The sequence below is a fragment of the Bradyrhizobium sp. genome, from assembly GCF_017881085.1.
Taxonomy (GTDB): domain Bacteria; phylum Pseudomonadota; class Alphaproteobacteria; order Rhizobiales; family Xanthobacteraceae; genus Bradyrhizobium.
Genome location: NZ_JADGRI010000012.1, coordinates 1 through 25,901, shown reverse-complemented (window position 1 = coordinate 25,901; position 25,901 = coordinate 1). Strand labels below are relative to the sequence as shown.

The following is a 25,901-nucleotide window of genomic DNA, read 5'->3' as shown; positions in this document are numbered from 1 at the left end:
CAAGTCCGGAGGAAACCCCTGCCCAATGCCCGATCGAATTCATCTGGAGGTGACGCGAAAGCGTCGAACCCGGAATCTCGAGATTCCGGGCCTGCGCTTCGCGCATCCCGGAATGACAGAATCAATAATATCAGAAGGTTCTTCCCACCATGCCCGTGACCCTCGATCCCGATGCCGCTGCCGTCTTCAAGGCGTTTCAGGAAGCCGGACGCCCGCCTTACGAGACGCTGACGCCGCAGGAGGCCCGCGAATTCTATCTGGCCGGTCGGCCCGTCACCAATCCGGAGCCGCCCGAACTGAAATCAGTGGCACCGCTTTCGATCCCCGCCCCGCACGGATCGATTCCGGCGCGCGTCTACACCCCGAAGACACCGAGGCTGGCGGGCGGCCTCGCGCCGTGCCTGGTGTTCTTTCACGGCGGCGGCTGGGTGATCGGCGATCTCGATTCGCATGACGTGGTATGCCGCAAACTCGCCGACGAAGGTCAGCTCATCGTGATTTCGGTCGACTACCGGCTCGCGCCCGAGCACAAATTCCCCGCGGCCGTCGACGATGCCATCGCCGCCACGAAGTGGATCGCGGACAATGCCGGCAAGCTTGGTATCGACGCGGAGCGCCTGTCGGTCGGCGGCGACAGCGCCGGCGGCAACCTCGCCGCCGTGGTGGCGATTGCCGCGCGTGACGGCAACGGTCCTGCGATATCGGGACAAGTGCTGATCTATCCGGCGATCGATTTTGCGATGACGCATCCCTCGCATGCTGAGCCGGAGACCAGCGTCCTGCTGACGCATACGGTGATCAAATGGTTCCGCGATCATTATCTCAACGGCGCCGCCGACGTGCACGACTGGCGCGCCTCGCCGGCGCGCGCCACGACGCTGATCGGCCTGCCGCCGGCCTATGTGCTGACCGCGGGCGCCGATCCCTTGCGCGACGAAGGCGACGAATACGCCCGCCGGCTGAAGCAAGCCGGCGTCGCCGTGACCTGGCGGCATTTTCCCGGCCAATTCCACGGCTTCTTCACCATGGGCAAGCTGTTGCAGCAGGCCAATGTCGCCGCCAGCGAAATCGGCGCCTGGCTCAAGGCGCTGAACTAATGCTCTGAATCCATTTCCGCTTTCAAAACATCGCGAACGTGGCCGGACTTGCTGCCGGCTCGAGCCGGTGGCGAATGAACCGGAAGCGGACTCGTGCGCACCTTCTGTCGCGCCCATCCGACTCGAATTGACGGGATCATCAGCGGCGCGGATTCGGCGAGGCACTCATCATGCCGCCAGTCTGTCGGTCGGCGCGATCTCGAGCTGCGAATGTTTCTGGTTGTGTCACGCAATCGGTAAATGCCCGTCATCCTCGCAGAATATGAACGCTCCTGTTGTCGTTATTTCTTTGATCCAACAGGAGAACAATATGCTGAAAACAGCGCTTCCGCGCAGGCTTGGCCTGCTCGGCGTATCTCTGGCTGCGCTCTCGCTTTCGCCAGGTGTACGCGCAGAGGACGCGATTACGCAGATCAAGACCTCATCGCCGATCAAGCATGTCATCATTATCGTCGGCGAAAACCGCAGTTTCGACCACCTGTTTGCCACCTATACGCCGAAGTCGCGTGACGAGCGGGTGCTGAACCTCTTGTCCGAACACGTCGTCAAGGCCGACGGCTCGCCTGGCGAGAACTTCGACCGGGCGCATCAGTTTCAGGTCACGTCGGCGCCGAACGGCGCAAGCTTCTTCATCAGCGCGCCATCCGCCAAGAAATCATTGTATTCAACGCTGCCCGCGCCTGACCTCGGCGGCGTAAAAAACCCGACAGGTGCCCCCATTCTCGGCATCCCGGGCGGCGATCCAGGCCTTCCCCCCGCCGACCAGTTCCTGTTCGGCACCGGCGGCACGGGTCTGCCAGTCAGCCTCGGCCCCGACACCCGCATCACCAACGTCAGCAACCTGCCGCCCGGGCCATTCCAAATGACCGGCCCGACCATGCCCTACGACGCCTATACCGCCGACACCATCCACCAGTTCTTCCAAATGTATCAGCAGATGGATTGCGCGATCGACAAGGAGCACGTCTCCAGGCGCAATCCGACCGGCTGCCTGCACGATCTGCAATCGTTCGTCACGACGACCTATTCGACCGCGCCCGGCGGCACGCCGCACGATACCGGCCAGACCATGGCGTTCTTCAACATGCAGCAGAACGACGTGCCCTATCTGAAATTCCTCGCCGACCACTACACCATGAGCGACAACTATCATCAGCCTGTCATGGGCGGGACCGGGCCCGACAGCGTTCCGCTGGGCTTCGCCGATCAGGTGTTTTTCAGCGACGGCAAGGGCCACCCTGTGACGCCGCCGGCCAGCAGCATCTACAACCCCGATCCGCTGCCCAATACGCTCAACCAGTACACGACGCGGAAGCAGTGGTTCAATTGCTCGGACCAGAACCAGCACGGGATCAAGCCGATCCTCGACTACCTCGACAAGCTGCCCTACCCCGTGCAGACCAAATGCGATCCCGGCGCTTATTACAACGCCGTGAACGTCAACCCGGCCTGGACGCCGCAAGGCACGCCAAGCCCGGCCGGTGCGATTCCGCCGGTCACCATGACCAGCATCGGCGACCTCCTGAGCGCCAAGCACATTCCGTGGAAGTATTATGGCGGCAGCTACAATGTTTCCGGGACCGGCGCTCCGCTCGACGGAATCTATTGCAACATCTGCAACCCGTTCGAATATCAGGTGAACTATCCGGCGATGCGCGCCGACCACATGCGTGACGTCACCGATCTCTTCAACGATCTCAAGAACGGCACGTTGCCGGCGGTGTCCTACGTCAAGCCCGATGGTGCCATGGACGGCCATCCGGCATCGTCGAAGTTCAATCTGTTCGAGGAATTCTCCAAGAACATCGTCGAGCTTGCCCAGGGCAACAAAGAGCTGTGGGAAAGCACGGCGATTTTCGTCACCGTGGACGAAGGGGGCGGATACTATGACTCCGGCTTCATCCAGCCGGTCGATTTCTTCGGCACCGGGCCGCGCATTCCGATGATCGCGGTCTCGCCGTTCTCACGGGGCGGTCACATCAGCCACGTCTACAATGAACATTCGTCCTTCGTGAAGTTCGTCGAGCGTAACTGGCATCTCGGCAAGCTCAGCGCGCGCAGCCGTGATAACCTGCCCAACCCGCGCACCGACGATGACAATGCCTATGTTCCCGTCAACATGCCGGCGATCGGAGACCTGTTCGATATGTTCGATTTCGACAGGGATCACGGCCACGATCACGAGCGCGACGGCGACCGGCATTGATCACGATCGGGACAGCGACCGGCATTCCAGCTAGTCGGTCGACGCGATAAGCCCAACGAGATTGGGGCCGGCAGGTCGACTGCCGGCCCCAAATTATTGCGGGTTGCGTCGCGGCTATTCATGCGTGGTGATGGCGCGTGGCCGCACCGGCACCGCGCCGGCGGTCGGCGAAGGTCTACCAGACAACATCGTCATCGTTTAACACCTGCATTCGCGTTTTGTGTCTTGGGATCAACGCTTCTTCGATCCGATCACGCTGCCGGGCGGGCGCAAGCTGGTCACCTCAAAGTCCTTGACGGCCAAAACAGCAGCACCAGAACAATCGCCCAAACAATACCCCATCCAATCCATGTGATGTTTGGGTGAGCCGCCTGCCATTCGAGAATTTTCTTATGAAGGATCATCAGGAAGGTCCTCGCCTGATTTCAGCTTCACCAACCTTCTAACGGGGAGAACCAAATCAAATTGACCCAAATCAACTATTGGGATTTTCAAGCGTCTGCCCTTTTGCCTCGTCTGCCAGTTTTGAAGCCTTGGCTTTTGGAGTTGAGGTTGTCTTGGGATCAACGATTTTTCGATCCAATTGAGCTGCCCAGCGGGCGCAAGCCGGTCACCCTGCGCGACACCGAGCTTTACATCACAAAACTGCCGAAAGCTGACCATGACGCCCACGAGTGGCAGGCTGCGATGGAAGCGCTGCCTCTTGTTGCCGAGCTTGGCGGTCCGACGATGTTCGCCCGGATCGGCGTCATGCGGGGCAGCGGAACGCTCGTTGCAACCTCAACCCAAGCAACGTTCTGAACCGCGCTCGGGGACCCGTGCTAAATAGGATTGTCCTCTGGCGTTTGGCTCGCGGCTTTATCGTTCTAGTAAAAGAACAGTGTAAGCCCGATTAGCAGTATGGGCCTCCAGTTCGGTAGCACCAGCATTTACGACCCCTTTCGCACCGCGCATTGAGCAACAATCAATGTCGCGACCTCAGCACCGCCCTGACCTCGGCGTCGATCTCTGCAACATCATTCCCCGTCAGATGCGGCAATGCTACACCCGCGACGGCCGCGAGCGGCGTGCTAAAATACGGAATAGTTAATTCACGCGCTGACGACGGCGCAATCGCCCCACCTTGAGCCCGACAGGGTAAGGTTAAATCCCACATGCGATTGCGAGGAACAGCGTCACTGCTATCGTCAATCTATGACCAGCAAGAACGATTACGATGTGTATCGAGGAACGACCGACCGTACGCTGCGCCTAGCGACGCTGCCGAGCGCGGGTCTACCGGCTCATCTAAAGCGCAAGGATTGGGTGCTTATGCCTAAAGGGAAATCACAACTCCATTCAGATGTCGGTCGCGACATTGCCGCTAAGGGTTATTGCCTTTTCCAACTCGTTCATAGTTGACGCTGCGATCTGCAGGAGCCGAACATCACAAATTGCGGCGCGATCAGTTGAGCCGCTGGCGTCTCACGCGGACGGCGGCTTCCTCAGCGAGGTCGATGAAGCCGCGATATAACGCGGTCGCCGAAGCATAGGGCTTGATCTCGAAGCCGATGCCGCACAGCCGCGCCGCGATCAGCGCGGACAGTAGGCCGCCGGTCATCCGATTGATCGCGGCGATATGGAACAGGAGATCATCGGGCACGTCGGTCATCGTCGCGGCGAGATGCCGGACACTGCGCGTGGCTTCAGCGCAGCGCGGATCGGTCGCCGCATCAGGATCGGTTTCGCGATGCACGGCTACGCGCTCCAGCATCTCGCGCATTCCGTCGCGCTCGGCGTTAAGCACCCGATGCATCTCCGTGTCGTCAGTGGTCCGCTTCAGCTTTGCGATGGGCACCGCCGGACGATCAAACGTCGTCGTCGATAGATGATCCGTCATCGCTGCCGTTCCTGTTGCGTCGAGCCTTGGTGCAGGCTACGGCCTTTTTGCGCTAACGTCAGGTGACTTTGTCTCCGGGCGTCCACGGATCTTTCTAGGTGTATCCGCGCGGATACACTCGCCGCCCCTCCGAGTAACGCAGCAGCGGATTTCGCGAAATATCCTGAGTGTCGAGATGAGAAAAAAACTCGAAACGACGAGAGAGCGTTTCGGCGAAAGCAATTATAAGGGCCGCCGGAAGTATGTCCGGCGGCCCACCGGGCTCAAAATAGATAAATTTAAAAAGCTCGGGCCCCGGGCTTTTGCAGACTACGCATCAACCAGCGGCGAGCGCGATCTAAAACATCTATTCCTCCGCAGGAGGAAAAAAACTGTGTCTATATTGTCACGCGTCCCACGCGGAGGTTATGGGCGTGCGCTGGCGTGGCTCTGCGGTCAGGCACAAGACGGATTCAAATCGGACATCGAGTGAGGCCCGAGGGATCAATCTCATTCACCGCCGTGAACAGGGAAAATATTCAATCGCCTCGCCGGACCGAGGCGAGGCCACCATAAATGCAAAAAGGGGTGACCGAAGCCGGTCACCCCTTGGCTCTCCGCGCCCCGCCCGGCGCGAAGGGTATCGTGGACCGTCAGTCTTCCAGGCGAAGGTCCGGCAGCCCGCGAGTGTGTTCTTCGCCGCGCACCGCTTCGAGCTGCTCGGGCTCCAGGCCCAGCGCCTTCAGGATCGACGGTGCTACCTGCTTGTTCTCGACCCTGTCGCTAACAACCCCGTGAAGCTTCGGGTTGGAGACGACGAGCAGCACATGCGTGTCGTCCTCCGCGAAGCCGCCGTGCTCGGCGATCTTGGCCTTGCTCTTGCTGTAGATCGTGCCGGCGATCGGCTGGATAATGATATCCGGCGTGCGTCCCAGCGCCGGGTCGCCAAACTGATCCTCCAGTCGCTCGCCGGCGTAGATCTTCTCGATCCGCGCGTGATTGCCGTTCTTGCTGTCTGACTCCAGCGCGGCCACGGCCTTGGACAACTGGCTTTGATCCGCCAGCCAGATCAGCGCCACGTCGTCGGCGGTCTCCTGTGCCACGGCCACGCCGGCCGCGGTCAGCAGGTCAACGGGATCGGTGACGTCGGCCTGTCCGGCAACCAGCTTCGGGTTGGTGCTGCCGACCAGCATGTGCAATTTGGTCACGTCGATCGGTGACTGACCGTGCTTCGCGCCGACGATCACCAGGGTGCTGTCCGTGAGATGCCGGTCGTCCAGCGCCTGCAGCATCTGGCCGAGCGAGGCGTCCACGAAGTCGAGCGACAGCTCGAGTTGGGTGCTGGGCGTGGCCAGGGCATCCAGGTAGCCGTCAGCCGTGACTTTCTCGCCGACGCTGACGGCCTGGAAGTTCATGCCGAAGATCGCGGGTACGCCGACCTTTTTCGTCCCCGTATGGTCGAGGCCCTTGATCCAGTTGATCACCGCCGCGACTTTCAGCCCGTCGTAAGCACGCGTGAAGCTCGGATCGGTGGTCCAATCGGCGCCGGGGTGTCCCGGCACGGTCGTCGAATTGATCTCGGGCGCGTAAAGCTCGTCGAGGCCCTTGCCGGAAGGTCCGCTGATGATCTCGTAAGCCGGGTGCTTGTCCGACCACGCCGTGCGCTTGCCGGCAGCATGGATGACCTCCATGATCGTGTTGGTCTTGAGGAACTGGTGCGGATACACCACCTCGCACTTGCCGCCGACCTTGCGCATCGGCAATTGCGCGGGGTCGATATGGTTGGAACCGGCAGGACCGCCGCCATCGAGCTTGGTCAGGTCGTAATCGAGGTTCTCGGCGAAATTGGTTTCGGTCCCGGGCTTGCCCTGGCAGTTGCTGTTGGGCGCGAACAGCGTACGGTCGTAGCTGTCGTCATAGAACACGCCATGCGACAGCGGCGAGCCGCCGGTCATGAATGCCAACAAACCAGGGAAAGAGTCCGACGGCCGGGAGCTATGCGCATTGGTGAAATGTACGCCGTGCGTAATCAGCCTGGCGAAGGCGGATGTCGGGTGGTATTTGACGTAGCGCTGCAAGTCCACTTCATGCATGCCGTCCACGCTGAGTAGCAGGACATGCTTGATGCCCTCGCCTTTGTCGTCGTCGGCCCGCGCGTGCGACGGGGCGACCAGGGCCAGGGCCGAGGCGCAAGCGATCGCGAGGGCCGTCTTAGGCCTATTTGCAAGTGTCATGGTCAGCCTTTCCAAATGCGGATATGCGGTGGCGGTCTGCAACGATTTTTGGTCGCCGCCGAACTCTGAATTTGCGGCGGCTCAAAACGGAACGATAGGAAACCACGATGACTGCCGAATGACGCTCCGTTTAAACATGTGCATACCGTCCCTACTGCAGGAGGCGAGTAGTCGGTAACCCACGTCTGCGGGTCCCGCCCCGAAATACAAGGTAACTTGATGTTACTTTCTACCCCGCAGCGATTGTCGCATGCTCGGCAACGCCGTTTCGCCTACTTCGACCGCCTCGCTCCATCCGAAAGCCAAATGCTCCCCAGTTTGCAAAGTGCCGTGGCGATTCCAGTGCGGGCGCTGGCGTGGCTCGGCGGCCAGGGCACCCGCGCGATCGCCGCGCTGGTGTTCATCGGCGTCGCGGTGCCGCCGGTCGGCGACCTGCTAAGACCCTTCGTCACCGAAGCGATCTTTCTCCTGCTCTGCATCTCCTTCATGCGCGTCGACATCGGCGCGTTGCGCGCTTATCTGCGGCGGCCGGGCATCGTTGTCGCGGCGACGGCATGGACCATGCTCGGCGTGCCCTTGATTTCAGGAGGAAGCTGTCTCGTGGCCGGGCTCGATATGCGTTCGCCGGATCTCTTCCTGGCGCTGATGCTTCAGGCGGTGGCTTCGCCGATGATGGCGGCGCCGGCGCTGGCCGCGGTGATGGGCTTGGACTCGACGCTGGCGCTGATTACGCTGGTCACCAGCACGGCGCTGGTCCCGATCACGGCGCCGTTGTTCGCCTATGTTTTCTTCGGTACCGCGCTGACGCTGTCGCCGCTCGGGCTCGGGCTGAAGCTGGTCGCGATCCTAGCGGGATCGCTATTGGTGGCGGGCGCGATCCGCCGGAGCGTGGGCGCGGCCGCCATCGCACGCCACAAGGCCCCCATCGACGGCTTCAACATCCTGGTCCTGTTCGTGTTCGTCGCCGCCGTGATGGGCAACGTGGTCGGCGGGTTCTGGGCTAATCCGGTCAAGACCGTCGAATTGACGATGCTTGCCTTTGCGGTGTTCTTCGCTTTGGTCGGCGTCACCACGCTGATTTTCCGAACCATCGGCCGTGAGCGCGCGCTGGCGCTCGGCCTGATGGTCTCCCAGCGCAACATGGGTCTGATGGTAGCCGCGACCGACGGCGTGTTGCCGGGGACGACGTGGCTGTATTTCGCGCTGTCGCAGTTCCCGATCTATCTGTCGCCGCAACTGCTCAAACCGCTGGTCGGGCGCCTGAGCGCGAGCAAGGCTTCGTCCGCCGCCGCCCAACCCTTCGACGCGTAAAGGCGCGATCACTGCCGGCAAATCCGGCGTTCGGTCGTTCCCGAAGCCGTGAGGGCGATCATGCCATTTCGCGCGGCGTCGGGCAGCCTCCGCGAACGATCAGCTGCCGGAATTGCGCGCCGGCGACCTGCGGGCAAAGGCCTGCGCCGGCACCCGGTGCCAACGCTGCGGAGATCGTCCTCGTCGGCACCACTCACGTAGCGAGAGCAAATCCCATCATCATGAGCCCGATTGCGGCGATCCAACCGCCGACCGCGCGGATCGCGATTCCCCGCCATGCCACCGCGGGGCCGCCGTCCAGCCGTCTGAACGTAAGCGTCAGGGCCATGGTGAGCGTGATTGCGGCGTATCCGGCGCAGGCCAATCCTGCCGCGAACAGCAATCGATCGGTCTCAGGCCCGAGATCGCCTGCATTCGCCGCTCCGCGCATCAACGCCAATCCGAAAGCGATCGCGCAGAGCAGCGTCGCTGGAACGCGTGCGGCGGCCGCCAGCAGCAAACCCAGCACAAGAATCATCCCGGCGTCCGCCGCCGGCCCTGCCGAGACGACGCCAAAAACACGACCCAGAACCAGCCCGGCCAACAGCCCCAGCGGGAACACCAGCACCAGCCAGCGTCCTTTTGCAGCTCCGAGCGAGCCCGCCAGCACACCCATCGCAGCCCACAGAATGAGATCCTGGAGGTCGGTCAACGGATGCAATGCGCCCGTATAAAAGTCGCCGAGGCGCGCAGCGATGATGTGCGCATCCGCCGCTTCCACCCGGGCGAACAGCATCGCGGCGGCAATCCAGACACGTGCGAGCCTGAAATTCATGCGGCGGCTCCCAGACTTTGCGCGAGGAAATAGCAGCCGAGCGCAGCGATCACCACGCCGAGCCCCTGAATCAATCGCTCTCCGGCGGGCCAGCGCGTCAACGTGCCGATCATGATGCCGCACAAATGGAGCAGGCCGGTGGCGACGACAAAGCCGACACCATAGGCGAGCGGGTTGGCGGAGCCTGGAAGCTCGGCCCCATGTGCGTGGCCGTGAAAGACCGCAAACACCGCGACGACGACGGCGGCGGCGGCAAACGGCAAACGCAGGCGCATGGCGACGGCGGCCCCGAGAACCAGGGCCGAAAGCGCGATCACCACCTCCGGTACCGGCAGAGGAATTCGCAGCACCCCGAGGACGCCGCCGACCGCCATGACCATCGGAAATGTGATCGGCAGCACCCAGATTGCAGGCGCCCCGAGCTGCGCCCCCCAGATACCAACCGCCACCATGGCAATCAGGTGGTCCATCCCGGTCAGCGGATGCAACAGCCCGCGGACGAGACCGCCGCCTACAGCCACCTGCTCATGCGCGAACGCCGGTTGCGCCAGCACGAGCGCTGCCATCGCAACCAGGAGACCCGGCACGGCACGGCTCGAGACAACCCGGGAGGACATCGTGCGACCGTTCCCCGTCATGTGGCTGCGAGTACGCGCAACAGACGGCCGAAGAACCAGAACATGGACACCGAGCCGATCGCGTAAGCCGGGAGAGCATCACCCCAGCGCGGCAAGACAGCGTCGAGGCGCCGATGCGCCCAGATCAGGGCTAGCACCAGCAGCACAAAGGCGAGCTGCCCGATCTCCACGCCGACGTTGAAGAAAAGCAGCGCAGCCGGCAGCAGCCGGCGTTCGAGCCCCAGTCCCGCCAACGCGCTCGCGAAGCCAATGCCGTGAACCAGTCCGAAGGTGAATGCGACGGCCCAGGGATAGCGCGCGGTAAGCCCCGCTTCGCCGCGCTGCTGTTTCACAATTTCGACGCCGACGAACACGATACTCAGCGCGATGCAGGCGTTGAGCGGCCGTTCCGGCACGCCGATCAACCCGAAGGCCGCGGCGGCGAGCGAGGCGCTGTGTCCGACCGTGAAGGCCGTGATCGTCTTGACCAGCCGCCACCCGCCGCCGACGATCCAGATCAAACCCAGCACGAACAAGAGATGGTCGGCGCCCAGCAGGATGTGGTCGATCCCGTAATTCACATAGGTTCTGGCCAGTTCGACCCAGGTTTGCAGGGTCGGGTCGCTTGTGCCGAGCAGCGAAACAACCGGGTTCGCACTCGAGATCGTATAGCTGCGTGGTTCGCCCCCGATCGGAATGACCTTGATCAGCACCGCCGACATGTCGGCGCCGAGATTGGTGATCGTGATCGGGCCGACCAGTCCCTTCTCGCCGCAATTCATCTCCGGCAGCCGAAGGAAACAGTGGGGCGGCACCCGCAGATCGACGCGCGCGGCTCCGATCGAGGGCTCCATGGTCCATCGACCGACGAATGCGCCGGGCCGGACCTCGCGGAATTCGAGCACGCCCAGCGTGGCTTCATGCGCGTCAAGCTGGCGCGGCAGGATGAGCGCGGCGAGAACCAGCAGCGTCACACGCCAATATCGCATCGTGGTCACTGCTCGTACCGCACTTTATAGTTGGCCTTCAGACGGCTAACCGCTTCCCATGCCTGCTTGCGCGTTTCTTCCGTTTGCCAGATCCTGGCTACCTCGTCGCGAACGTTCTCGAAAATGGCGAGCGCCCCCGGGCGCCGGGAATCGAGGCGAACGACGTGCCAGCCATCCTTTGACTGCAAGATGTTCCATTGCCCCTGTGGCATCGCCAGAAGTCCATCGCGGAAGCCTTCCCCGAAAGATGCGGCAAGGCTCGCGACCGGACGTCCGAGGATGGCGCGCGTCTGCTTCTGCAACTCCTCGGACTCGTGTTGCCCCTGAATGTCTTCGAGTTGCCGCTGCGCCGTTATCTGATCGGTCGGCGGTGTCAGGTAGAACCCCACCCTCTCCTGTTCGTCGAACCGCGCATGATTGCTCGCAAACCACGCGCGCAACTGGTCTTCCGTCGGCCGCGCCACGTGGATCTGATCGAAGATCAGCAGTTGCAGTTTGAAGGCGACGCGATCGCGGATCATGTCGTCGCCCCGATCGACGCCGAGCGCCTTGCCCTCACGATACAGAATCTCGCTCGCGACCCAGCTCTCGATCATTTTTGCCAGTTCGTCATCGGAGGGGACGCGCGATTTGTCCTCGTCAAAATTGTCAATGAAGGATTGGCGCATCGCCTTGGTCACGACGACGACTCTGTCGTCTTTCTGCTGCGGATGCAGAGCGGCATCGATGCCGAAGATCAGCGCCCCGAGCACCATGAAGTGCAGCAGGGGCTCTCGCAACAGAGCGCGCGCCGCGGCAGAGACGGAAAGCACGGAGGGCCGCGTCGTGGGGTCCGCTGGATTTGCGTTGTGGTCGGGGGAAACGGTGGCAGGTATCCCAAAGGTGCGTGTGGCGTTTGGCATCGCTGGCGTTGACATAAAACTTTCACAATCCTCACAGCACGCGACGTGCGGCAGGGTTATGCAACGCGGCACTCGGTCTGTCACTCGACAATCGAGCACCTGATCAAAAAAATTGGAAAAACAATTTTCGTTGACTGCGAATTTTTTTGTCGATGGCCCGGGCTCCAAAATAAAACCTTCACCTAATTGTCTCCGAGTTCTGATTTTGTCGCGTCATGGAGAAATCCGCGCATCGCGCATGCGGTGTTGGTCTCTTTTTTTGGTTTGCGTCGAACATCTCAATCGAAATCTTACTTAAAATGGGGCGACTACATGGTTATGTCTGCTAAGAAAATCCTGCTGACGGCGGCTTCGGTCTCGTTGGCCTTGACGCAAACAGCCACCGCCGACGATCGTGGAGACGATCGGCACAGGGCCAACCCCTATGTCGCCGGCGACATGCACAACCACAATACCTGCACCGACGGATCCGTTTCGGCGGGCTACGCGATCGATCGCTCGGTCGCGAAGGGCGTCGCCGCCAGCGGCGGCACCAATTTCGACCTCGACTGGTTCACGCTGGGCAACCATGGCGGTTCGGGCAACCGCGACTGCCGCTTCAGCGACACCAGCGCCAACCTTCCGGGCGACACCACACATACCTGGAGTCAGACGCTCGGCCAGACCATCAATGGCATCACGATCGCCAGCCTGAAGGGCACGCCGAACGGCACGGGCACTGGCGCGCAGATGTGGCGCTGGCAGTCGATCAAGGAAGTCGAATATCCCATCATCGTCAACCGCACGCCGCTTTATAACAAGGTGCTGGTCGAAGGCCTGGAATGGATCGTTCCCGGCCACGAACACACCGACGTTGCGGTGATCGCCGGCCAGAACCCGCGCGATCCTCGCGGCCCGGGCAACGCCGACAAGATGGCCGAATACGAGTACCGCTTCGACCGCGCCGATAACGACGCGATCGGCCCCCTCGACGGCAGTAGCAACCCGATCTGGCCCGGCAAGGACACCGTCAACAACAGCGGTACGGCCGGCCATCAAAAGGCGGTTGCAGGCGTCACCTGGTTGCAGACAAAATACCCGCTGCAATCCTATGTCATTCCCACCCATACCGAGCGTGCGGGACCGTTCAATCCGAACGGCTCGAACGGTTACAACATCGAGCATTTCCGCGACTTCAACAATGCCGGCCCGACGGTTGCGTTCGGCATCGAGTCGCCGGGTCATATGGCCCAGGGCTCGGTCACAGGCGGCTCGGGTTCCTACTCGACCAACGCCGTCGGTGGCGGCACCTATGGTCTTAGCGGTATCTACACCGCGAAGGTCGGCGGCCTGTGGGACGGCTTGCTTGGCGAAGGCCGCAATTTCTTCATCTACGTGAGTTCCGACTGGCACAATCGCGGCGCGGCCGGTGCGCGAGATTCCTTCACGACGTCCGACTTCATTCCCGGCGAGTACACCAAGCTCTACGTTCCGAACACCGAGCATTTCCGCGCGCAGTCGATCATCGACGGTATGCGTTCAGGCAACTCCTATTCCGTCAACGCCGACATCATCGGTCCGGACATGGTTTTCCGGGCCAAGACACGTGGCGATGACTGGAAGACGATGGGCGAAACGCTGGTCGTAAAGCCCGGCGAAAAGGTCACGATCGAGATGGAGATGACCGTCCCGGCCGAGAACAACAGCCCCTACGGCTTCAACAATCCGCTGTTGCAGCAAGTTGGGATCACGCAGCCGCTGAACAAGCCGTCGCTCGACCACGTCGACCTGATCACCGGCCAGATCACCGGCGTGGTCGACCCGAGCAGACCGAACTATGCAGTCCCGAACGCCGCCGGCGTTGCGGGGGCGGCGATCGTGTACAACCCCACGACCACGATTGCGCAGCAGATCCGTTCCTCCAGCATGGAAAGCAGGAAGTTACGGGACGGCTCGACCCGGTTCCGGTTCACGACCTCGTTCACCGCGGGCAGGACACCGTTCTATGTCCGCGCGCGCGGAACCAACATTCCGGTCGCGACCCCGAACGTGACCGATACTGCCGGTAGCCCACTGCTCGACGTCAATAACGCCCAGGTAAGCTGCACGGACCCCGCTTGCCCGGCGCATCTCCAGACGGTCAACGGCGTCAAGAAAGTGACCTTCGACGTTCAGGCCTATTCGAACGTCTGGTTCTATGCGAATCCGATCTTCATTCGGCCGGAAGGATCGCCGAAACTTCTTGTCGAGACCAACCGGGAACTCGCGCAGAAACTCTCTCGTCGCGCCGATAATGATCACGATCACGACGGCCGCGATCGGGACTGAGACCTGGATCGATCGAAGAATGTGTGGCGGGGCGGCAAAGCCCCGCCACAACCTTTTCTTCGGGGGACACCGTGTGGCCGCGCGTTTGGGCTATGTTCGTATCGGGCGGATGCATCTTGGGTCGAACCAATCAGCTAGCCGTATGTGTTCTCGCCGGCCTTGCGTGGGGTGCCGCGACGTCAAGCCGCGCCGCCTCGGTCGAGCCTACCCGTGAGGACTGCGAAGCGGCGGTGGAGCAGGCACGCGCGCTGGCGGCGGCGTTGCCGGCAGATGATCCGTCCCGTTATTTTGCCGAGCGCGATCTGCATCAGGCCATGGTCGAAGCCGGCAACGGCGAATTCGACGATTGCCTGGAAATGGCCGAGCGTGCGACCGATGAAGTCAGGGAACACCGCCATGTCTTGCGTCCGGGCGAAGCGTTGAAAGTTCTTCGGCCCGACGAGAATTCGGGACGGTAGTGAAGGTTTGCCGCCAGCGGACGCCCCTGATCGCATAAGGCGGTCAATCGGCGCGGGTGTCATATTTCTGAATTTTGCCCCGTGCTAATGTCGCCGACCCTCGCGCCGTCATTTCGCGACGCGCGAACAAGCCGGAACATCGAGAGCGGATATCGAAACATGGACCAGATCGAGGCGCTTTTCCCGATCCCTATGATGCGCTCGCCGGCGCTGCTTCCTCCGGAATTGAACGAGGCCGCCGTCGCCTCGATCCGCGACGCCCACGTCGAGACCAATCTGCGATCGGACGCGCTTTTCCACACGCAGGTCGCCAATCCCCTGGAAAATAATCTGTTTCAGAGCATCGCCGAACTGGCGGTGCCGAAACTCGTGGATTTCGGAGTTCTGTTGTTCGGCGAAAGGCTGCGCTGGACCGTCAAGGAGATGTGGACCAATATGCTCGAGAAGGGCGGCAGTCAGGCGCTGCATTCGCACGCCAATAGCTTTATCTCCGGCATTCTCTACCTGACGCCCTCCCATCCGGCCTGCAGGACGGTTTTTGTGCGCCCGCCCGGCGGCAACGATTTTTCCTTTCGCCATCATACGCGCAGCGCCGCGATCGGCCCGTTCAATGCGGGCAAGTATGTATTGCCCGAGGCGGAGCCCGGAGATCTCGTGCTGTTTCCGAGCTACCTCTATCACGAAGTACCGAAAAACCAGGGCGAGCAGCGGATCACCATCGCCTTCAACGCCATTCCCGACAGTCTGGATTGTTGGGGCTACCGCATCAACTTTGCGCCTTGAGCCAGGCTTTGATTGCCAAGGTTTTGATTGCCAAGGCTGCCTCTCGTCATTGGCCAAATTCGCGCGCGAGCAGCTCCCGTGCTTCGCCGCGCGACGGCGCCGCATCGTTGATCTCGCGCAGCAGGCGCGCGGCCCCGGCCCGGTCGGACGCCATCAGTGATTTCGCCATGCCGATCAAAGGTCCATAGGCGGGATCGAACTCGGAGCTGAGGCGAATGGCGTCCAGCAGACCCGGGGATGCCGCTCCGATCAGGGCGCTGCCGCGCGGATCGCCCGGCAACGCCGCGCCCGCCTCGAGAAATCGGTTGCGCGCTTGCCAATAGGCGCCCAACCGATCGCCCAGCGCGTCGCGCTGCGGCGCAGCCAGTAGCTCGGCCGGGTCCGGCCGCATTGCGCGGGTGACGGCGAGCAACAGGGACCAGGGCGGCGCCGTCAGCGCACTGACATTTCGACGCGCATCGAACGTCACAAACGGATAATCGTCGGTGTTGCGCGGGCCTTCGCCGGCGAATGCGGAAAGGGCGCGGGGACCCCCCAGATATTGTCCAAGCAGGTCGATTGGCGCCTCGAACCCCAGCGGGCGCACGACAGAACTGACGGCCGGGTCGCGGAGTTGCGCGGCGAGCGCGGCGAGATCGAGATTGCTGCCGTCCCGCGGACCGATGAGGGCAAGCATCGGCGTACGAACGCTATAGTGGTTGAGCCAGGCCGAGCCCTCGGGGTAGACCTCGAGAAACGCCCGGACGATCGCGCGAAGTGACGGCAGGTCGAGCTGATACAGAGGCAGCCACTGGCAAAACACGCCACCGGGGGACAGTCGTTTTTTCACGGCCTCGAAATGCTCGACCGTATAAAGCGAGCCGCTGCCATCCAGCGCGGGATGAAACAGATCGGCGACGATCACGTCGTACTGATCGCTGTCCGCGGCGACGAATCGGCGGGCGTCCGCGACGGCCAGCCGGGGTGCCGGGCGGGCGGTTGCGGGACTGGCGAACCACGGAAGCAACTCGACGACCTCCCGCGACAGCTCCACGCCACGGACTGTTACTCCCGGCATCTGCGATCCGCCGACCACAGTGGCACCGGTGCCGATGCCCAGGAATAAGGCCCGATGCGGCGCCGGATGCAGCAATAACGGCAGCATCGCCTGCCGATAGTCGGAGCGGACCGAACTCGTCCCGCCCATGCGGAAGCGGCCGTTGACCTCGAGATACCGGGCCCCCGACGCGTCATCGACCACGCTCGCCGTCACCATCGGCCCTTCACGGACCGCAAGCAGCCCGCCGCCCGGAGGCACTCTGATCAAAGAGGGTGTGGGGCGTACCCACAACGCCAGCGCTAGGATCGCCGGTGCCGCCGCCCAGACCAGCGCTGCCCGGCGAAACGGAAGCAGGAGCAGGTATCCCAATGCGATGGGAATGAGCGCCAACCAGGCGCCAAAGGCCGGAATCAGGAATTGCGCCGTCAGCAGCGGGGCCATCGAGGCTCCGATGCTGTTGATGCCGACAGCCCATCCCAGCGATCCGCGCTGGTCGCGCACGCGTTGCGCCAGGAGGCCAAACAGCGCCCCCATCGCCGTCGACGGCATCAGGAACAACGCCATCGCGACAGCCAATTCTCCGACGATGCCTGCCTCGACCGCAGTCTCGGCGATGCGGGCAATGTAGGGCGCCAGACATGCCGTCGTCAGGCAAGCGAGAGCTGTCGCGGCGAGCAGCCATCCGAGATGGCCATCCCGGGTGTGGCGGCCGGCTCGCTGCCAGATGAGGCCTCCCGCCGAGGTGCCGAGCAAGTAGGCCGCCAGCAGGCCTGCGAAAGTATAGACCGTGTCTTGCATCACCTGCGCTGCAAGCCTGACCACGAGAACCTCGAATCCGATTCCGAGCAGCCCGGTGGCAAACAAGGTGATTATGAGCCGCAGTTCGCCAATGGTTCCTGGCCGCGCTTCGTCGGCGGCCGCCATCGTCCGATCGGAATCCCGTCCCAGCGCGAGCGTGCCCAACGCGCACAGGACGTTCACGCCGGCGAGGCAAACCAGCGTTCCGGAAAGTCCAAACGCTGGAATCAGTACGAATGTGGAAACCAGGGTGCCGGCCACGGCGCCGGCGGTGTTCGCGCCGTAGACGCCGGCGCTGACGCGGGCATCGCCGCGAGCTTCCCTCATCATTCGCTCGAGCACGGTCAAGGTCCCTCCCATCGCCACCGTGGCGGGAAGCAGGACCAGTGTCGGCAGCGCAAAGCTGGCGGCCCAAAGCAGGGCCGGCGCAGGCTCGGTGCCGAGCAGCGGCGCCAGGGCCCGGCCCGCAATCGGCAGGAGCCAGACGTTCACGACGCCCCAGAGCCCGATCACGGCCTCGAGCGCCGCGTACACGGTTCGCGGTGATCGCGCGCGCCGGATTGGGCCATCGAGCGCAAAGGCACCAATCGCAAGCCCGCCGAAAAATCCGGCGACCGCGCCCAGCACCGCCATCATTTCGGTCCCGAGCGCGAGGCTCAACTGGCGCGTCCACACGATCTCGTAGCCGAGACCGGCGAAGCCGGACGCGGTGACGATTGGTATCAGCGCCCAACCGAAGCGCTGACGATACCGTGCCGCCGGCGCTCCATCGATCTGAACCGCTGCCGCGAACCTGCCTTCCGAGGCCATCGCGCCACTGTCCGGATCGGATTGCATCGTCGTCATCCCAGACTCGAGTTACAAGCAAGCGCGCAGGTGTTGCTGGCAGCGCTTCTATCTCATGTCTGTATGAGGGCTGCAGTGCAAGTCCGACATCGACGGTAAAGTGCGATCGGAGCGCATCAGAACAGTCGCTCTGTGTCAGATTTTCTCACAATTTATGACGATGATTTAACAGTCGCATTCCTGAATGGCTGCATTCAAGATCGAAGTCACAAATCGACGACGCTATTGGTCTAGATGGATATATCAACTTCACGCGACAGCGTCCCTGTGGCAGTCAATGTTGCGGTCTACTCTTATCGGTGCAGCGGCGTGTCGCGTGGTTTACTGAGATTGGTCGTCGGATTGGGGCTGATGCCCGCACTGACACAGACACTGGCGGCCCAAACCCCATCCATGGCGGAGCCGGCCGAACTTGCTTCGTCAACACTGCCAGCCATCACCGTCGAGCAACCTCGGCAATCGCCGAAGCGTCAGCTGACCAAGCGCAATGTACGGAGCGCCGTGCGCGCGGCTCGACAGCGGCCGGAGTCCAATCCTGCGACCAGGCCGGTTGAGACTGTGTCCGGCGTCCCCAATGTCGGGTCAGGACCGGTCGGCCAACCAAACATGGCCAGCCAGATCGCAATTACCGGCGAAGCGCTCAACGCGCGGCCGGTTGCGCGCCCCGGTGAAATTCTCGAGGCCGTGCCCGGCCTGATCGTGACGCAGCACAGCGGCGAAGGCAAAGCCAACCAGTATTTTCTCCGCGGCTATAATCTCGATCACGGCACCGACATGGCGATCTGGGTCGACGACGTGCCGGTCAACATGCGCACCCATGCGCACGGCCAGGGCTATGCGGATCTGAACTGGCTGATGCCGGAAACGATCAATACGCTGGATGTGCGAAAGGGACCCTATTTCGCAGATGAGGGAGACTTCAGCTCAGCGGGCAATCTTCACATCGGGCTGATCGACCGCACCGACAAGAGCATTGCCCAAGCCACCGCCGGCAGCTTCGGCTACAAGCGTCTCTTCGGCATGGGCTCGAGCAAGGTCGGCGACGGAACGCTGCTGGTTGCCGGCGAGGCCGGGACCTATAATGGACCGTGGGACAACCCCGACGACACGCGCAAGCTGAACAGTCTGGTGCGCTACACGCAGGGAACGGCGCTGGACGGCTTTTCCATCACCGGCATGGCCTATTCCAATAGGTGGAATTCGACCGATCAGATCCCGCTGCGCGCGATCTCGTCGGGTCAGCTCGGGCTTTACGGCGCGGAAGACCCGACCGATGGCGGCAACACCGATCGCTTCGCGCTGTCGGCGCGGGTCGCGGGTACCGATGATGCCGGATCCTGGAAAGCCAATGCGTTTGCGGTCAAGAGCACGCTCGATCTGTTCAACAACTTTACCTACTTTCTCGCCGATCCCGTTCTCGGCGACCAGTTTCACCAGCGTGACGACCGCATCATGGCCGGCGCCAATGCATCGCGAACCCTCAATGGATCTTTGGCCGGCCGGCCGATGGAAACCACCTTTGGTATTCAGACCCGCTACGACGCCATCAATCTGGGGCTCACCGATACCTATCAGCGAAGCTTCCTGTCCAACGTGCGCAGCGACAAGGTGGGAGAGGCCAGCATCGGCGTCTACGCCCAGAGCACGCTGCATTGGACCGACTGGCTGAGGACCAGCCTGGGCTGGCGCGGCGATTATTATGACGCCAGCGTCATCTCGTTCTTCGACGCCAACAACTCCGGAAAATCCAGCGCGGCGATCGGCAGCCCGAAATTCACTATGGTCATCGGTCCGTTCTACAAGACGGAATTCTTCCTCGGCGCGGGCATGGGCATGCACAGCAATGACGCGCGCGGCACTGCGATCACCGAGTCGCCCACCGATCCGGCCACGAAACTGGCCGCCTCGCCGTTGCTGGTGCGGACAAAGGGAGCCGAGGTGGGCGTCCGCAGTAAACTGGTCCCCGGCCTCGACTCCTCGGTGAGCCTGTTCATCCTTGACCAGGCGTCCGAGATCGTCTTCAGCGGCGATGCCGGCGACACCTCGGCGAGCAGAGCGAGCCGACGCTACGGGGTGGAATGGACCAACGCCTATCGCCCGACGCCGTGGCTTGAACTCGACGCGGATCTGGCGCTCACGCACGCCCGCTTCGTCGGAGACGACGGCGATCAGGCCGCGCTCTACGCATCGCTGGCGGGATATCCGCTGGCACAAATCGGCAACGCGCCGGGCAACTACATTCCCAATGCGCCGCCGATGGTTGCGTCGGCAGGCATCACGCTCGGCGAAAAGACCGGCTGGTTCGGCGCGCTGCGCTGGCGTTATCTGGCGTCGAGCCCACTGACCGAAGACAATGCATTCCGCTCGCAGCCCGTCAGCCTCGTCAATGGGCGTGTGGGCTATCGCACCGACAATGGCTGGCGGATTCAGCTCGACGTGCTCAATCTGCTCAACACCAGGACCAATCAGATTTCCTACGCCTACGGTTCGCTGATCAAGACCGACAGCCTGTACAGCCTCTGCTACCCGGCGCAGACCGCGCCGGCCGCGGTATGTCGGAACGGCGTCATGGATTACGTCGTGCATCCGGCCGAACCGCTTGCGGTCAGAGTCACGGTCGCCGGAACCTTCTAGTCAGGTCGTTCGCCGAACCTTGAACGATCCTCAACTCGCCCGCGCCGCGCGGCGCAGCGATTGCGGCGGCTGGCCGAAGGCGCGGATGAAGGCGCGGCGCATCCGTTCCGGATCGCGGAAGCCGGTTTGTTGCGCGACGCGCTCGATCGCCTCGCTGGAGGATTGCACCCGCTGCCGCGCCACCTCGATCCGCAGCCGCTCCACCGCCTTCGACGGCGTGGTGCCGGTCTCGGCAATGAACGCGCGGGTAAAATGCCGCGAACTCATGCCGGCCCGCTCGGCGAGATCCTCCACCGTCAGCGGCGCATCGAGATGTTCGCGCGCCCAGGTCAGGAGCGTGCCGAAACGTCCAGAGGGGGCCTTCAATTCCAGAAGCGACGAGAATTGCGACTGCCCGCCGCTGCGGTGGTGATAGAGCACGAGCTGGCGCGCGGTCTCGCGCGCGATCTGCTCGCCGAAATCCTCCGTCACCATGGCAAGCGAAAGATCGATGCCGGCGGTGATCCCGGCCGAACTCCAGATATCGCCGTCGCGAACAAAAATCCGGTCGGGCTCCCACTTCACCCTGGGATAGGCGGAAAGAAATTGCCGGGTGCGCCGCCAATGGGTAGTGGCGCGGCGGCCATCGAGCAGGCCGGCTTCGGCGAGCATGCAGGCGCCGGAGCAGACGCTGGCGACGCGCACGCCACGTCCTGGCATCGCCCGCACGAACGCCAGCGTTTTCCTGGATTTCGCCGCCGCGTCAACGCCCTCGCCGCCCGCGACGATCAGCGTCGTGATGGAGCCTGCGGACTTGAGCCCTCGCGCTGATATTTCCACGCCGGAGGAGCTGCGCACCGGACCCGGGGTCTCGGCCAAAACCTTGATCGATGGCGGCAGACCTGCACAGCGCGCGGCGATCTCGAACACCGAAATCGGGCCGGCGGCATCCAGCAACTGGAAATCGGGAAACACCAGCACGCCGATCATTGTTGGCTATGTCCTGAAATGAGGGAAAAATGGCATTTAGGACAGGAGCCGATCATGGCAGGATATCAGTGTCAAGTGCAGGATCGACGTCCACCCATCCGGTCGTCATGCCCGGACTTGATCCGGGCACCCATCGCTCTTCGAAAGAGGTCTCGCGAAGGAGAGCGATTGCCGGGTCAAGCCCGGCAATGACGAGTGCCCCGCATCTCGAACAACTTCGAAAGGCCTAGTCATGTCCGTGCCGCTTCAGATCGGTCTTGTGATATTTCCGAGGGTTACCCAGCTCGACCTCACGGGGCCGGTGCAGGTGTTTTCCAGCGTGCCCGGTGCGAAGCTGCATCTGATCTGGAAGTGCATCGAGCCGGTCGCCAGCGACTCCGTGCTGACGCTGACGCCCACCACGACGTTCGCGGATTGCCCGCAGCTGGACGTGATCTGCGTGCCCGGCGGCGTCGGCACCGACGACATGATCAATGACGCCGACATGCTGGACTTCCTGCGCCGGCAGGCCGCGGGCGCGAAATATATCACCTCGGTCTGCACGGGATCGCTGGTGCTGGGCGCGGCCGGCCTGCTCAGGGGTTACCGCGCGGCGACGCACTGGACGGCGATGGATTTTCTGCAAGCCTTCGGCGCGACGCCGACCAGGACCCGCGTCTGTATCGACCGTAACCGCGTCACCGGCGGCGGCGTCACCGCGGGCATCGATTTCGCGCTGACCCTGGTGTCGATCATGGTGGACCGCAAGACCGCGGAGGCGATCCAGCTCAGGCTCGAATATGATCCGGCGCCGCCGTTCAATTCGGGTTCGCCGGACACCGCGCCGCCGGAAATCCTCGCGCTGATGCAAGAGAAGATCGCGCCCGCGCAGGCGCGCCGCGCCGAGGCAATCCATCGCGCCGCCGCGCGGTTGGGGAGCGGCGTTCCAGCCGGATGACCGCGTTCGATAGAATGCTTTCGACAGAAAAAGGCCGCCTGGTTTCCCAGACGGCCTTTCCTGTCTTACGGCAGCTCCACATTGACGGGCGATCTCAGGATTTCAACGCCGGGGGCCTATCTCCCAGCCACATCCTGATCGGTAGCCGCTGCATATCGGGGCAGTCGCGATCTGTTGCCCGAACCGACGCGATGGTCTCCCATCTCCGTAAGATGATTGATTGAGCCACGGCCGCGTCCGAACCTCAAGGACGCGGCGACAGATGTCCCCGCTGATCCCGTTATTCACAGGCGTCCAATTCGTCATTCCGGGGCGCACGAAGTGCGAACCTCGAATCCAGAAATTATCTCGCGAGATTCCCCGATGTGCAATTGCACATCTGAGGTTCGCGCTGACGCGCGCCCCGGAATGACGGTGGTTGGGATTTAGTTCAGCTTCCCGGCGTCCAGGGCTGGTAGTCGCCGGTCGCCTTCGGACGGCGGCCGCTCGCCAGCGTCGAGCCGGACGGACGGTAGGCCTGGGCTGTCCCGGTCATATTGGGGACATGCGGCTTTTGCCATTCGCGCGGGGTGTAGCTCTCTTCGGTCGGCGCGACGTCGACGGTGTGGTGCATCCAGCCATGCCAGTCCGGCGGGATGCGCGAGGCCTCGGCCACGCCGTTGTAGATCACCCAGCGCCGCTCGAAGCCGAGCGTCGGATCGATCTTGCGCCCCGCGGTGCGGTAATAGCGGTTGCCCTGCTCGTCGGTGCCGACCAGTTCACCGAACCGCCAGGTCCACAATTGGGTGCCGAAGGTCTCGCTGTTCCACCAGGTGAATAGCTTGAGAAAAAACTGTTTCATGAGGCCTGGCCGGTTCGAGGACAGCTGAGCCGTCTGATGCCACCGGCAGGCCGAATTGTCCAGCAAAGTCGCCGCTTTCAGCCCATCGATCGGGGGATGGGAGCCCATCGGAGATGCAAGCCCTGGGCTTTTGGCGTGGCCGTCGCGGAATCGGCGCAATCCGTTCATTCCGCGTACAGTTGCGGACTGACAGGTTCGCAGGCCAGCGCACGAATGGGTGCGAGGCTCGGGAACAGCCGGCCCGTGAAGTGGTTGAGCCGTGTCCCGCAGATGGAGCCGACAATGATTAGTATGAAGGTTTTGAGTACCACGGCCGCAATGGCCCTGGTTTTGGCGATGACCGCGCCGACCGCGAGTTTTGCGCAAAGTCACCCGATCGCCGGCGGCGGCGGTGTTCGCATCGGAGGTGGCGGCGGCCACGTGGGCGGCGGCCCGCGTTTCAGCGGCGGCGGTGGCGGCGGATGGCATGGCGGCGGCGGCTTTCGTCACGGCGGCGGCGGCGGCTTCTTCCCCGGCGCGGTGGCCGGGGCGATCATCGGCGGCGCCATCGCGTCGGGGCCTTACGGCTATTATGGCGGGCCGGGCTATTATGCGCCGGGATATTACGACGATCAGTACTACGACGCCCCCGTCGTGGTCGCGCCCGGCGGCGACGATGCGGTGGGCTACTGCATGCAGACCTATCGTTCCTACGATCCGAGGTCGGGCACCTATCTGGGTTACGACGGCTACCGGCACCCCTGCCCGTAACCCCCGGTTTGCAGGCTTAACTAGGGGTCGGACAGCAAGTAAACTACTGAAATAATTGAACTACACCTTGCACTGGTGACGGAACTCGGTAAACGTGGTGTTGTGCCACGTTTCGCCGTGTTTCGTCCCAAGCCGGACCAATTTGTTGGTCGATTGTTGGTCTTTTGGGATCGAGACGTCGGACCATTCCAAAGGGGATCGCCGTGCTCACCGACCTGGCCATCAAGCGCATCAAACCGAGCCCCTCCCCCATCAAGGTGTCCGACAGCGGCGGCCTGCATCTGCTGGTCGCCCCGACCGGCAGCAGGCTCTGGAAACTCGCCTACCGGTTCGCGGGGAAGCAAAAGACATTAAGCTTCGGAGCTTACCCCGAAGTCAGCCTGGCCGACGCCCGCGCCCGCCGTGAAGCCGCCAAGGCCCAGCTCCGGCAGGGCATCGACCCCGGCAAGGTCGTCAAGGCCGAGAAACAAGCTGCTGTCGCGGCTCTGGCGAACACTTTCGACGCCGCTGGTACCGAATGGGTCGAGCGCAAGCTAGTCAAACAGGGGCGATCAAACAGCACCATCAAGCGCGCACGATGGTTGTTGGGCATTCTCAACGCAGCCATCGGCGACAAGCAGCTGACGGAAATCGAGCCTCCAGAAATACTCGACGTGCTGCGCCGGATAGAAGCGCAAGGCAACCATGAAGCTGCCGTTCGGATGCGAGCGGTTGCATCAAGCGTCTTCAGATTCGGCATTGCGACCGGCGCATGCAAGCGCGATCCTGCGGCAGATTTGCGCGGCGCGCTGACCAGCGCCGGCAGCGAGCCTCGACCCGCTATCGTCGAGCCCACCGAGATCGGCCAACTGATGCGGGCGATCGATGAATTTCCCCGACCGCTGATGCGGCTGGCGCTGAAGCTCCTCAGCCTGACCGCCGTCCGTCCCGGAGAATTATTGTCGGCTGAATGGTCGGAGATCGAAAACGGCGTCTGGTCGATCCCCGCCGACAAGACAAAAATGCGGACGGCGCATCGCGTTCCGTTGTCACGGCAGGCACTCGCCGTGCTGGACGAGCTTCGAGTGATCACAGGCAGCAAAAAACATCTGCTCGCGTCGCCGCGAAAGCGCGGCCAGTCAATCGCACCGAACCAGTTCAATTATGCGCTGCGCGAAATGGGCTTCGGTCAAAACGAGATGGTCGCGCACGGGTTTAGAGCGATGTTCTCGACGCTCGCCAACGAAAGCGGACAATCGAGCGACGTGATCGAGCTGTGCTTGGCGCATCGCGAACGCAACAAGGTGCGCCGCGCCTACAACAGAGCCGAGCGCTGGCCTGAGCGCGTTGCCCTGATGCAATGGTACGCCGGTCATCTCGATGGATTGCGTGAGCGCGGCAAGGTTGTCGAACTACCCAACAAGAAGACTGCCCAAAAGGATGGTTTGTAATGGCGAAGCCCAAGACACCACCAAAACGTAAGGCTCCCAAGCGCAAGCCACCCGAAATCATCCTGGAAGAGCTGGACCCGT

21 protein-coding genes are annotated in these 25,901 nt (G+C 62.7%); 12 read left to right on the top strand and 9 right to left on the bottom strand.

Annotation, left to right across the window (positions count from 1 at the left end; genetic code table 11):
- Window positions 1-149: 149 nt before the first annotated feature.
- The 3 genes from QZ213_RS02520 (at window position 150) to QZ213_RS27140 (ending at window position 4,104) form a co-directional block, all read left to right on the top strand.
- The gene (locus tag QZ213_RS02520; protein WP_291684469.1) at window positions 150-1,097 is read left to right on the top strand and encodes an alpha/beta hydrolase; all 948 of its coding nucleotides are present in this window, start codon (window positions 150-152) and stop codon (window positions 1,095-1,097) included.
- Between the two features lie 310 nt (window positions 1,098-1,407).
- The gene (locus QZ213_RS02515; RefSeq protein WP_291684468.1) at window positions 1,408-3,303 is read left to right on the top strand and encodes an alkaline phosphatase family protein; all 1,896 of its coding nucleotides are present in this window, start codon (window positions 1,408-1,410) and stop codon (window positions 3,301-3,303) included.
- A gap of 465 nt (window positions 3,304-3,768) precedes the next feature.
- Window positions 3,769-4,104, top strand: a complete 336-nt coding sequence (locus QZ213_RS27140; RefSeq protein ID WP_365884955.1) for a hypothetical protein — start codon at window positions 3,769-3,771, stop codon at window positions 4,102-4,104.
- Window positions 4,105-4,747: 643 nt separating this feature from the next.
- Here QZ213_RS27140 and QZ213_RS02505 read toward each other — a convergent pair.
- Window positions 4,748-5,182 (bottom strand): hypothetical protein, encoded by a 435-nt coding sequence (locus QZ213_RS02505; protein ID WP_291684467.1) that lies wholly within the window; start codon window positions 5,180-5,182, stop codon window positions 4,748-4,750.
- Between the two features lie 175 nt (window positions 5,183-5,357).
- Here QZ213_RS02505 and QZ213_RS02500 point away from each other — a divergent pair, with 175 nt between their 5' ends.
- Window positions 5,358-5,654: a hypothetical protein gene (locus tag QZ213_RS02500; RefSeq protein ID WP_291684466.1), complete on the top strand. Its 297-nt coding sequence runs from the start codon at window positions 5,358-5,360 to the stop codon at window positions 5,652-5,654.
- A gap of 160 nt (window positions 5,655-5,814) precedes the next feature.
- Here the strand turns inward: QZ213_RS02500 and QZ213_RS02495 are convergent, their stop codons facing one another.
- The gene (locus QZ213_RS02495; RefSeq protein WP_291684465.1) at window positions 5,815-7,437 is read right to left on the bottom strand and encodes an alkaline phosphatase family protein; all 1,623 of its coding nucleotides are present in this window, start codon (window positions 7,435-7,437) and stop codon (window positions 5,815-5,817) included.
- 264 nt (window positions 7,438-7,701) lie between these two features.
- On the opposite strand from QZ213_RS02495, the gene QZ213_RS02490 reads away from it, so the two are divergent.
- Window positions 7,702-8,706: a Na+-dependent transporter gene (locus tag QZ213_RS02490; protein ID WP_291684464.1), complete on the top strand. Its 1,005-nt coding sequence runs from the start codon at window positions 7,702-7,704 to the stop codon at window positions 8,704-8,706.
- 193 nt (window positions 8,707-8,899) lie between these two features.
- Here QZ213_RS02490 and QZ213_RS02485 read toward each other — a convergent pair whose 3' ends face one another.
- From QZ213_RS02485 to QZ213_RS02470, 4 genes are all read right to left on the bottom strand, one after another.
- Window positions 8,900-9,481 carry a HupE/UreJ family protein gene (locus QZ213_RS02485; RefSeq protein WP_291684463.1) on the bottom strand — a complete coding sequence of 194 codons (582 nt, stop codon included), beginning with the start codon at window positions 9,479-9,481 and terminating at the stop codon, window positions 8,900-8,902.
- 35 nt (window positions 9,482-9,516) lie between these two features.
- On the bottom strand, window positions 9,517-10,086 hold the full coding sequence (locus QZ213_RS02480; protein ID WP_291684462.1) for a HupE/UreJ family protein: 570 nt from the start codon (window positions 10,084-10,086) through the stop codon (window positions 9,517-9,519).
- Between the two features lie 68 nt (window positions 10,087-10,154).
- Entirely contained in the window at window positions 10,155-11,126 is a 972-nt protein-coding gene (locus QZ213_RS02475) for a HupE/UreJ family protein (protein WP_291684461.1), read from the bottom strand.
- Between the two features lie 5 nt (window positions 11,127-11,131).
- A complete protein-coding gene (locus tag QZ213_RS02470; protein WP_291684460.1) occupies window positions 11,132-12,043 on the bottom strand; it encodes a peptidylprolyl isomerase in 912 nt (303 codons plus the stop codon).
- 297 nt (window positions 12,044-12,340) lie between these two features.
- Here QZ213_RS02470 and QZ213_RS02465 point away from each other — a divergent pair, with 297 nt between their 5' ends.
- The 3 genes from QZ213_RS02465 (at window position 12,341) to QZ213_RS02455 (ending at window position 15,576) form a co-directional block, all read left to right on the top strand.
- On the top strand, window positions 12,341-14,335 hold the full coding sequence (locus QZ213_RS02465) for a hypothetical protein (protein ID WP_291684459.1): 1,995 nt from the start codon (window positions 12,341-12,343) through the stop codon (window positions 14,333-14,335).
- Between the two features lie 116 nt (window positions 14,336-14,451).
- The gene (locus QZ213_RS02460; RefSeq protein WP_291684458.1) at window positions 14,452-14,793 is read left to right on the top strand and encodes a hypothetical protein; all 342 of its coding nucleotides are present in this window, start codon (window positions 14,452-14,454) and stop codon (window positions 14,791-14,793) included.
- Window positions 14,794-14,952: 159 nt separating this feature from the next.
- Window positions 14,953-15,576, top strand: coding sequence for a 2OG-Fe(II) oxygenase family protein (locus QZ213_RS02455; RefSeq protein ID WP_291684457.1), 624 nt, complete (start codon window positions 14,953-14,955; stop codon window positions 15,574-15,576).
- A 46-nt stretch (window positions 15,577-15,622) separates the two neighbouring features.
- Here the strand turns inward: QZ213_RS02455 and QZ213_RS02450 are convergent, their stop codons facing one another.
- Window positions 15,623-18,259 carry a spermidine synthase gene (locus tag QZ213_RS02450; protein WP_291684456.1) on the bottom strand — a complete coding sequence of 879 codons (2,637 nt, stop codon included), beginning with the start codon at window positions 18,257-18,259 and terminating at the stop codon, window positions 15,623-15,625.
- Window positions 18,260-18,865: 606 nt separating this feature from the next.
- Between QZ213_RS02450 and QZ213_RS02445 the strand changes: the two genes are divergently transcribed.
- Window positions 18,866-20,893, top strand: a complete 2,028-nt coding sequence (locus QZ213_RS02445; RefSeq protein ID WP_291684455.1) for a TonB-dependent receptor — start codon at window positions 18,866-18,868, stop codon at window positions 20,891-20,893.
- A gap of 30 nt (window positions 20,894-20,923) precedes the next feature.
- Here the strand turns inward: QZ213_RS02445 and QZ213_RS02440 are convergent, their stop codons facing one another.
- Entirely contained in the window at window positions 20,924-21,862 is a 939-nt protein-coding gene (locus QZ213_RS02440; protein ID WP_291684454.1) for a GlxA family transcriptional regulator, read from the bottom strand.
- A gap of 232 nt (window positions 21,863-22,094) precedes the next feature.
- Between QZ213_RS02440 and QZ213_RS02435 the strand changes: the two genes are divergently transcribed.
- The gene (locus QZ213_RS02435) at window positions 22,095-22,799 is read left to right on the top strand and encodes a DJ-1/PfpI family protein (protein ID WP_291684453.1); all 705 of its coding nucleotides are present in this window, start codon (window positions 22,095-22,097) and stop codon (window positions 22,797-22,799) included.
- A gap of 430 nt (window positions 22,800-23,229) precedes the next feature.
- On the opposite strand, the gene QZ213_RS02430 is transcribed toward QZ213_RS02435, so the two are convergent.
- Window positions 23,230-23,640, bottom strand: coding sequence for an NADH:ubiquinone oxidoreductase subunit NDUFA12 (locus QZ213_RS02430; protein ID WP_291684452.1), 411 nt, complete (start codon window positions 23,638-23,640; stop codon window positions 23,230-23,232).
- A 282-nt stretch (window positions 23,641-23,922) separates the two neighbouring features.
- On the opposite strand from QZ213_RS02430, the gene QZ213_RS02425 reads away from it, so the two are divergent.
- Window positions 23,923-24,390: a BA14K family protein gene (locus QZ213_RS02425; RefSeq protein WP_291684451.1), complete on the top strand. Its 468-nt coding sequence runs from the start codon at window positions 23,923-23,925 to the stop codon at window positions 24,388-24,390.
- A 203-nt stretch (window positions 24,391-24,593) separates the two neighbouring features.
- On the top strand, window positions 24,594-25,820 hold the full coding sequence (locus QZ213_RS02420) for a site-specific integrase (RefSeq protein WP_291684450.1): 1,227 nt from the start codon (window positions 24,594-24,596) through the stop codon (window positions 25,818-25,820).
- The last annotated feature ends 81 nt before the right edge of the window (window positions 25,821-25,901 follow it).

Excerpts from the sequence above, each read along its gene's own strand:
- QZ213_RS02515 (WP_291684468.1), top strand. The coding sequence starts at position 1,408 with ATGCTGAAAACAGCGCTTCCGCGCAGGCTTGGCCTGCTCGGCGTATCT.
- QZ213_RS02475 (WP_291684461.1), bottom strand. The coding sequence starts at position 11,126 with ATGCGATATTGGCGTGTGACGCTGCTGGTTCTCGCCGCGCTCATCCTG.
- QZ213_RS02435 (WP_291684453.1), top strand. The coding sequence starts at position 22,095 with ATGTCCGTGCCGCTTCAGATCGGTCTTGTGATATTTCCGAGGGTTACC.
- QZ213_RS02480 (WP_291684462.1), bottom strand. The coding sequence starts at position 10,086 with ATGGCAGCGCTCGTGCTGGCGCAACCGGCGTTCGCGCATGAGCAGGTG.
- QZ213_RS02485 (WP_291684463.1), bottom strand. The coding sequence starts at position 9,481 with ATGCTGTTCGCCCGGGTGGAAGCGGCGGATGCGCACATCATCGCTGCG.
- QZ213_RS02500 (WP_291684466.1), top strand. The coding sequence starts at position 5,358 with ATGAGAAAAAAACTCGAAACGACGAGAGAGCGTTTCGGCGAAAGCAAT.
- QZ213_RS02455 (WP_291684457.1), top strand. The coding sequence starts at position 14,953 with ATGGACCAGATCGAGGCGCTTTTCCCGATCCCTATGATGCGCTCGCCG.
- QZ213_RS02445 (WP_291684455.1), top strand. The coding sequence starts at position 18,866 with ATGGCCAGCCAGATCGCAATTACCGGCGAAGCGCTCAACGCGCGGCCG.
- QZ213_RS02430 (WP_291684452.1), bottom strand. The coding sequence starts at position 23,640 with ATGAAACAGTTTTTTCTCAAGCTATTCACCTGGTGGAACAGCGAGACC.
- QZ213_RS02505 (WP_291684467.1), bottom strand. The coding sequence starts at position 5,182 with ATGACGGATCATCTATCGACGACGACGTTTGATCGTCCGGCGGTGCCC.
- QZ213_RS02490 (WP_291684464.1), top strand. The coding sequence starts at position 7,702 with ATGCTCCCCAGTTTGCAAAGTGCCGTGGCGATTCCAGTGCGGGCGCTG.
- QZ213_RS02450 (WP_291684456.1), bottom strand. The coding sequence starts at position 18,259 with ATGACGACGATGCAATCCGATCCGGACAGTGGCGCGATGGCCTCGGAA.
- QZ213_RS02520 (WP_291684469.1), top strand. The coding sequence starts at position 150 with ATGCCCGTGACCCTCGATCCCGATGCCGCTGCCGTCTTCAAGGCGTTT.
- QZ213_RS02425 (WP_291684451.1), top strand. The coding sequence starts at position 23,923 with ATGATTAGTATGAAGGTTTTGAGTACCACGGCCGCAATGGCCCTGGTT.
- QZ213_RS02465 (WP_291684459.1), top strand. The coding sequence starts at position 12,341 with ATGGTTATGTCTGCTAAGAAAATCCTGCTGACGGCGGCTTCGGTCTCG.
- QZ213_RS02440 (WP_291684454.1), bottom strand. The coding sequence starts at position 21,862 with ATGATCGGCGTGCTGGTGTTTCCCGATTTCCAGTTGCTGGATGCCGCC.
- QZ213_RS02470 (WP_291684460.1), bottom strand. The coding sequence starts at position 12,043 with ATGTCAACGCCAGCGATGCCAAACGCCACACGCACCTTTGGGATACCT.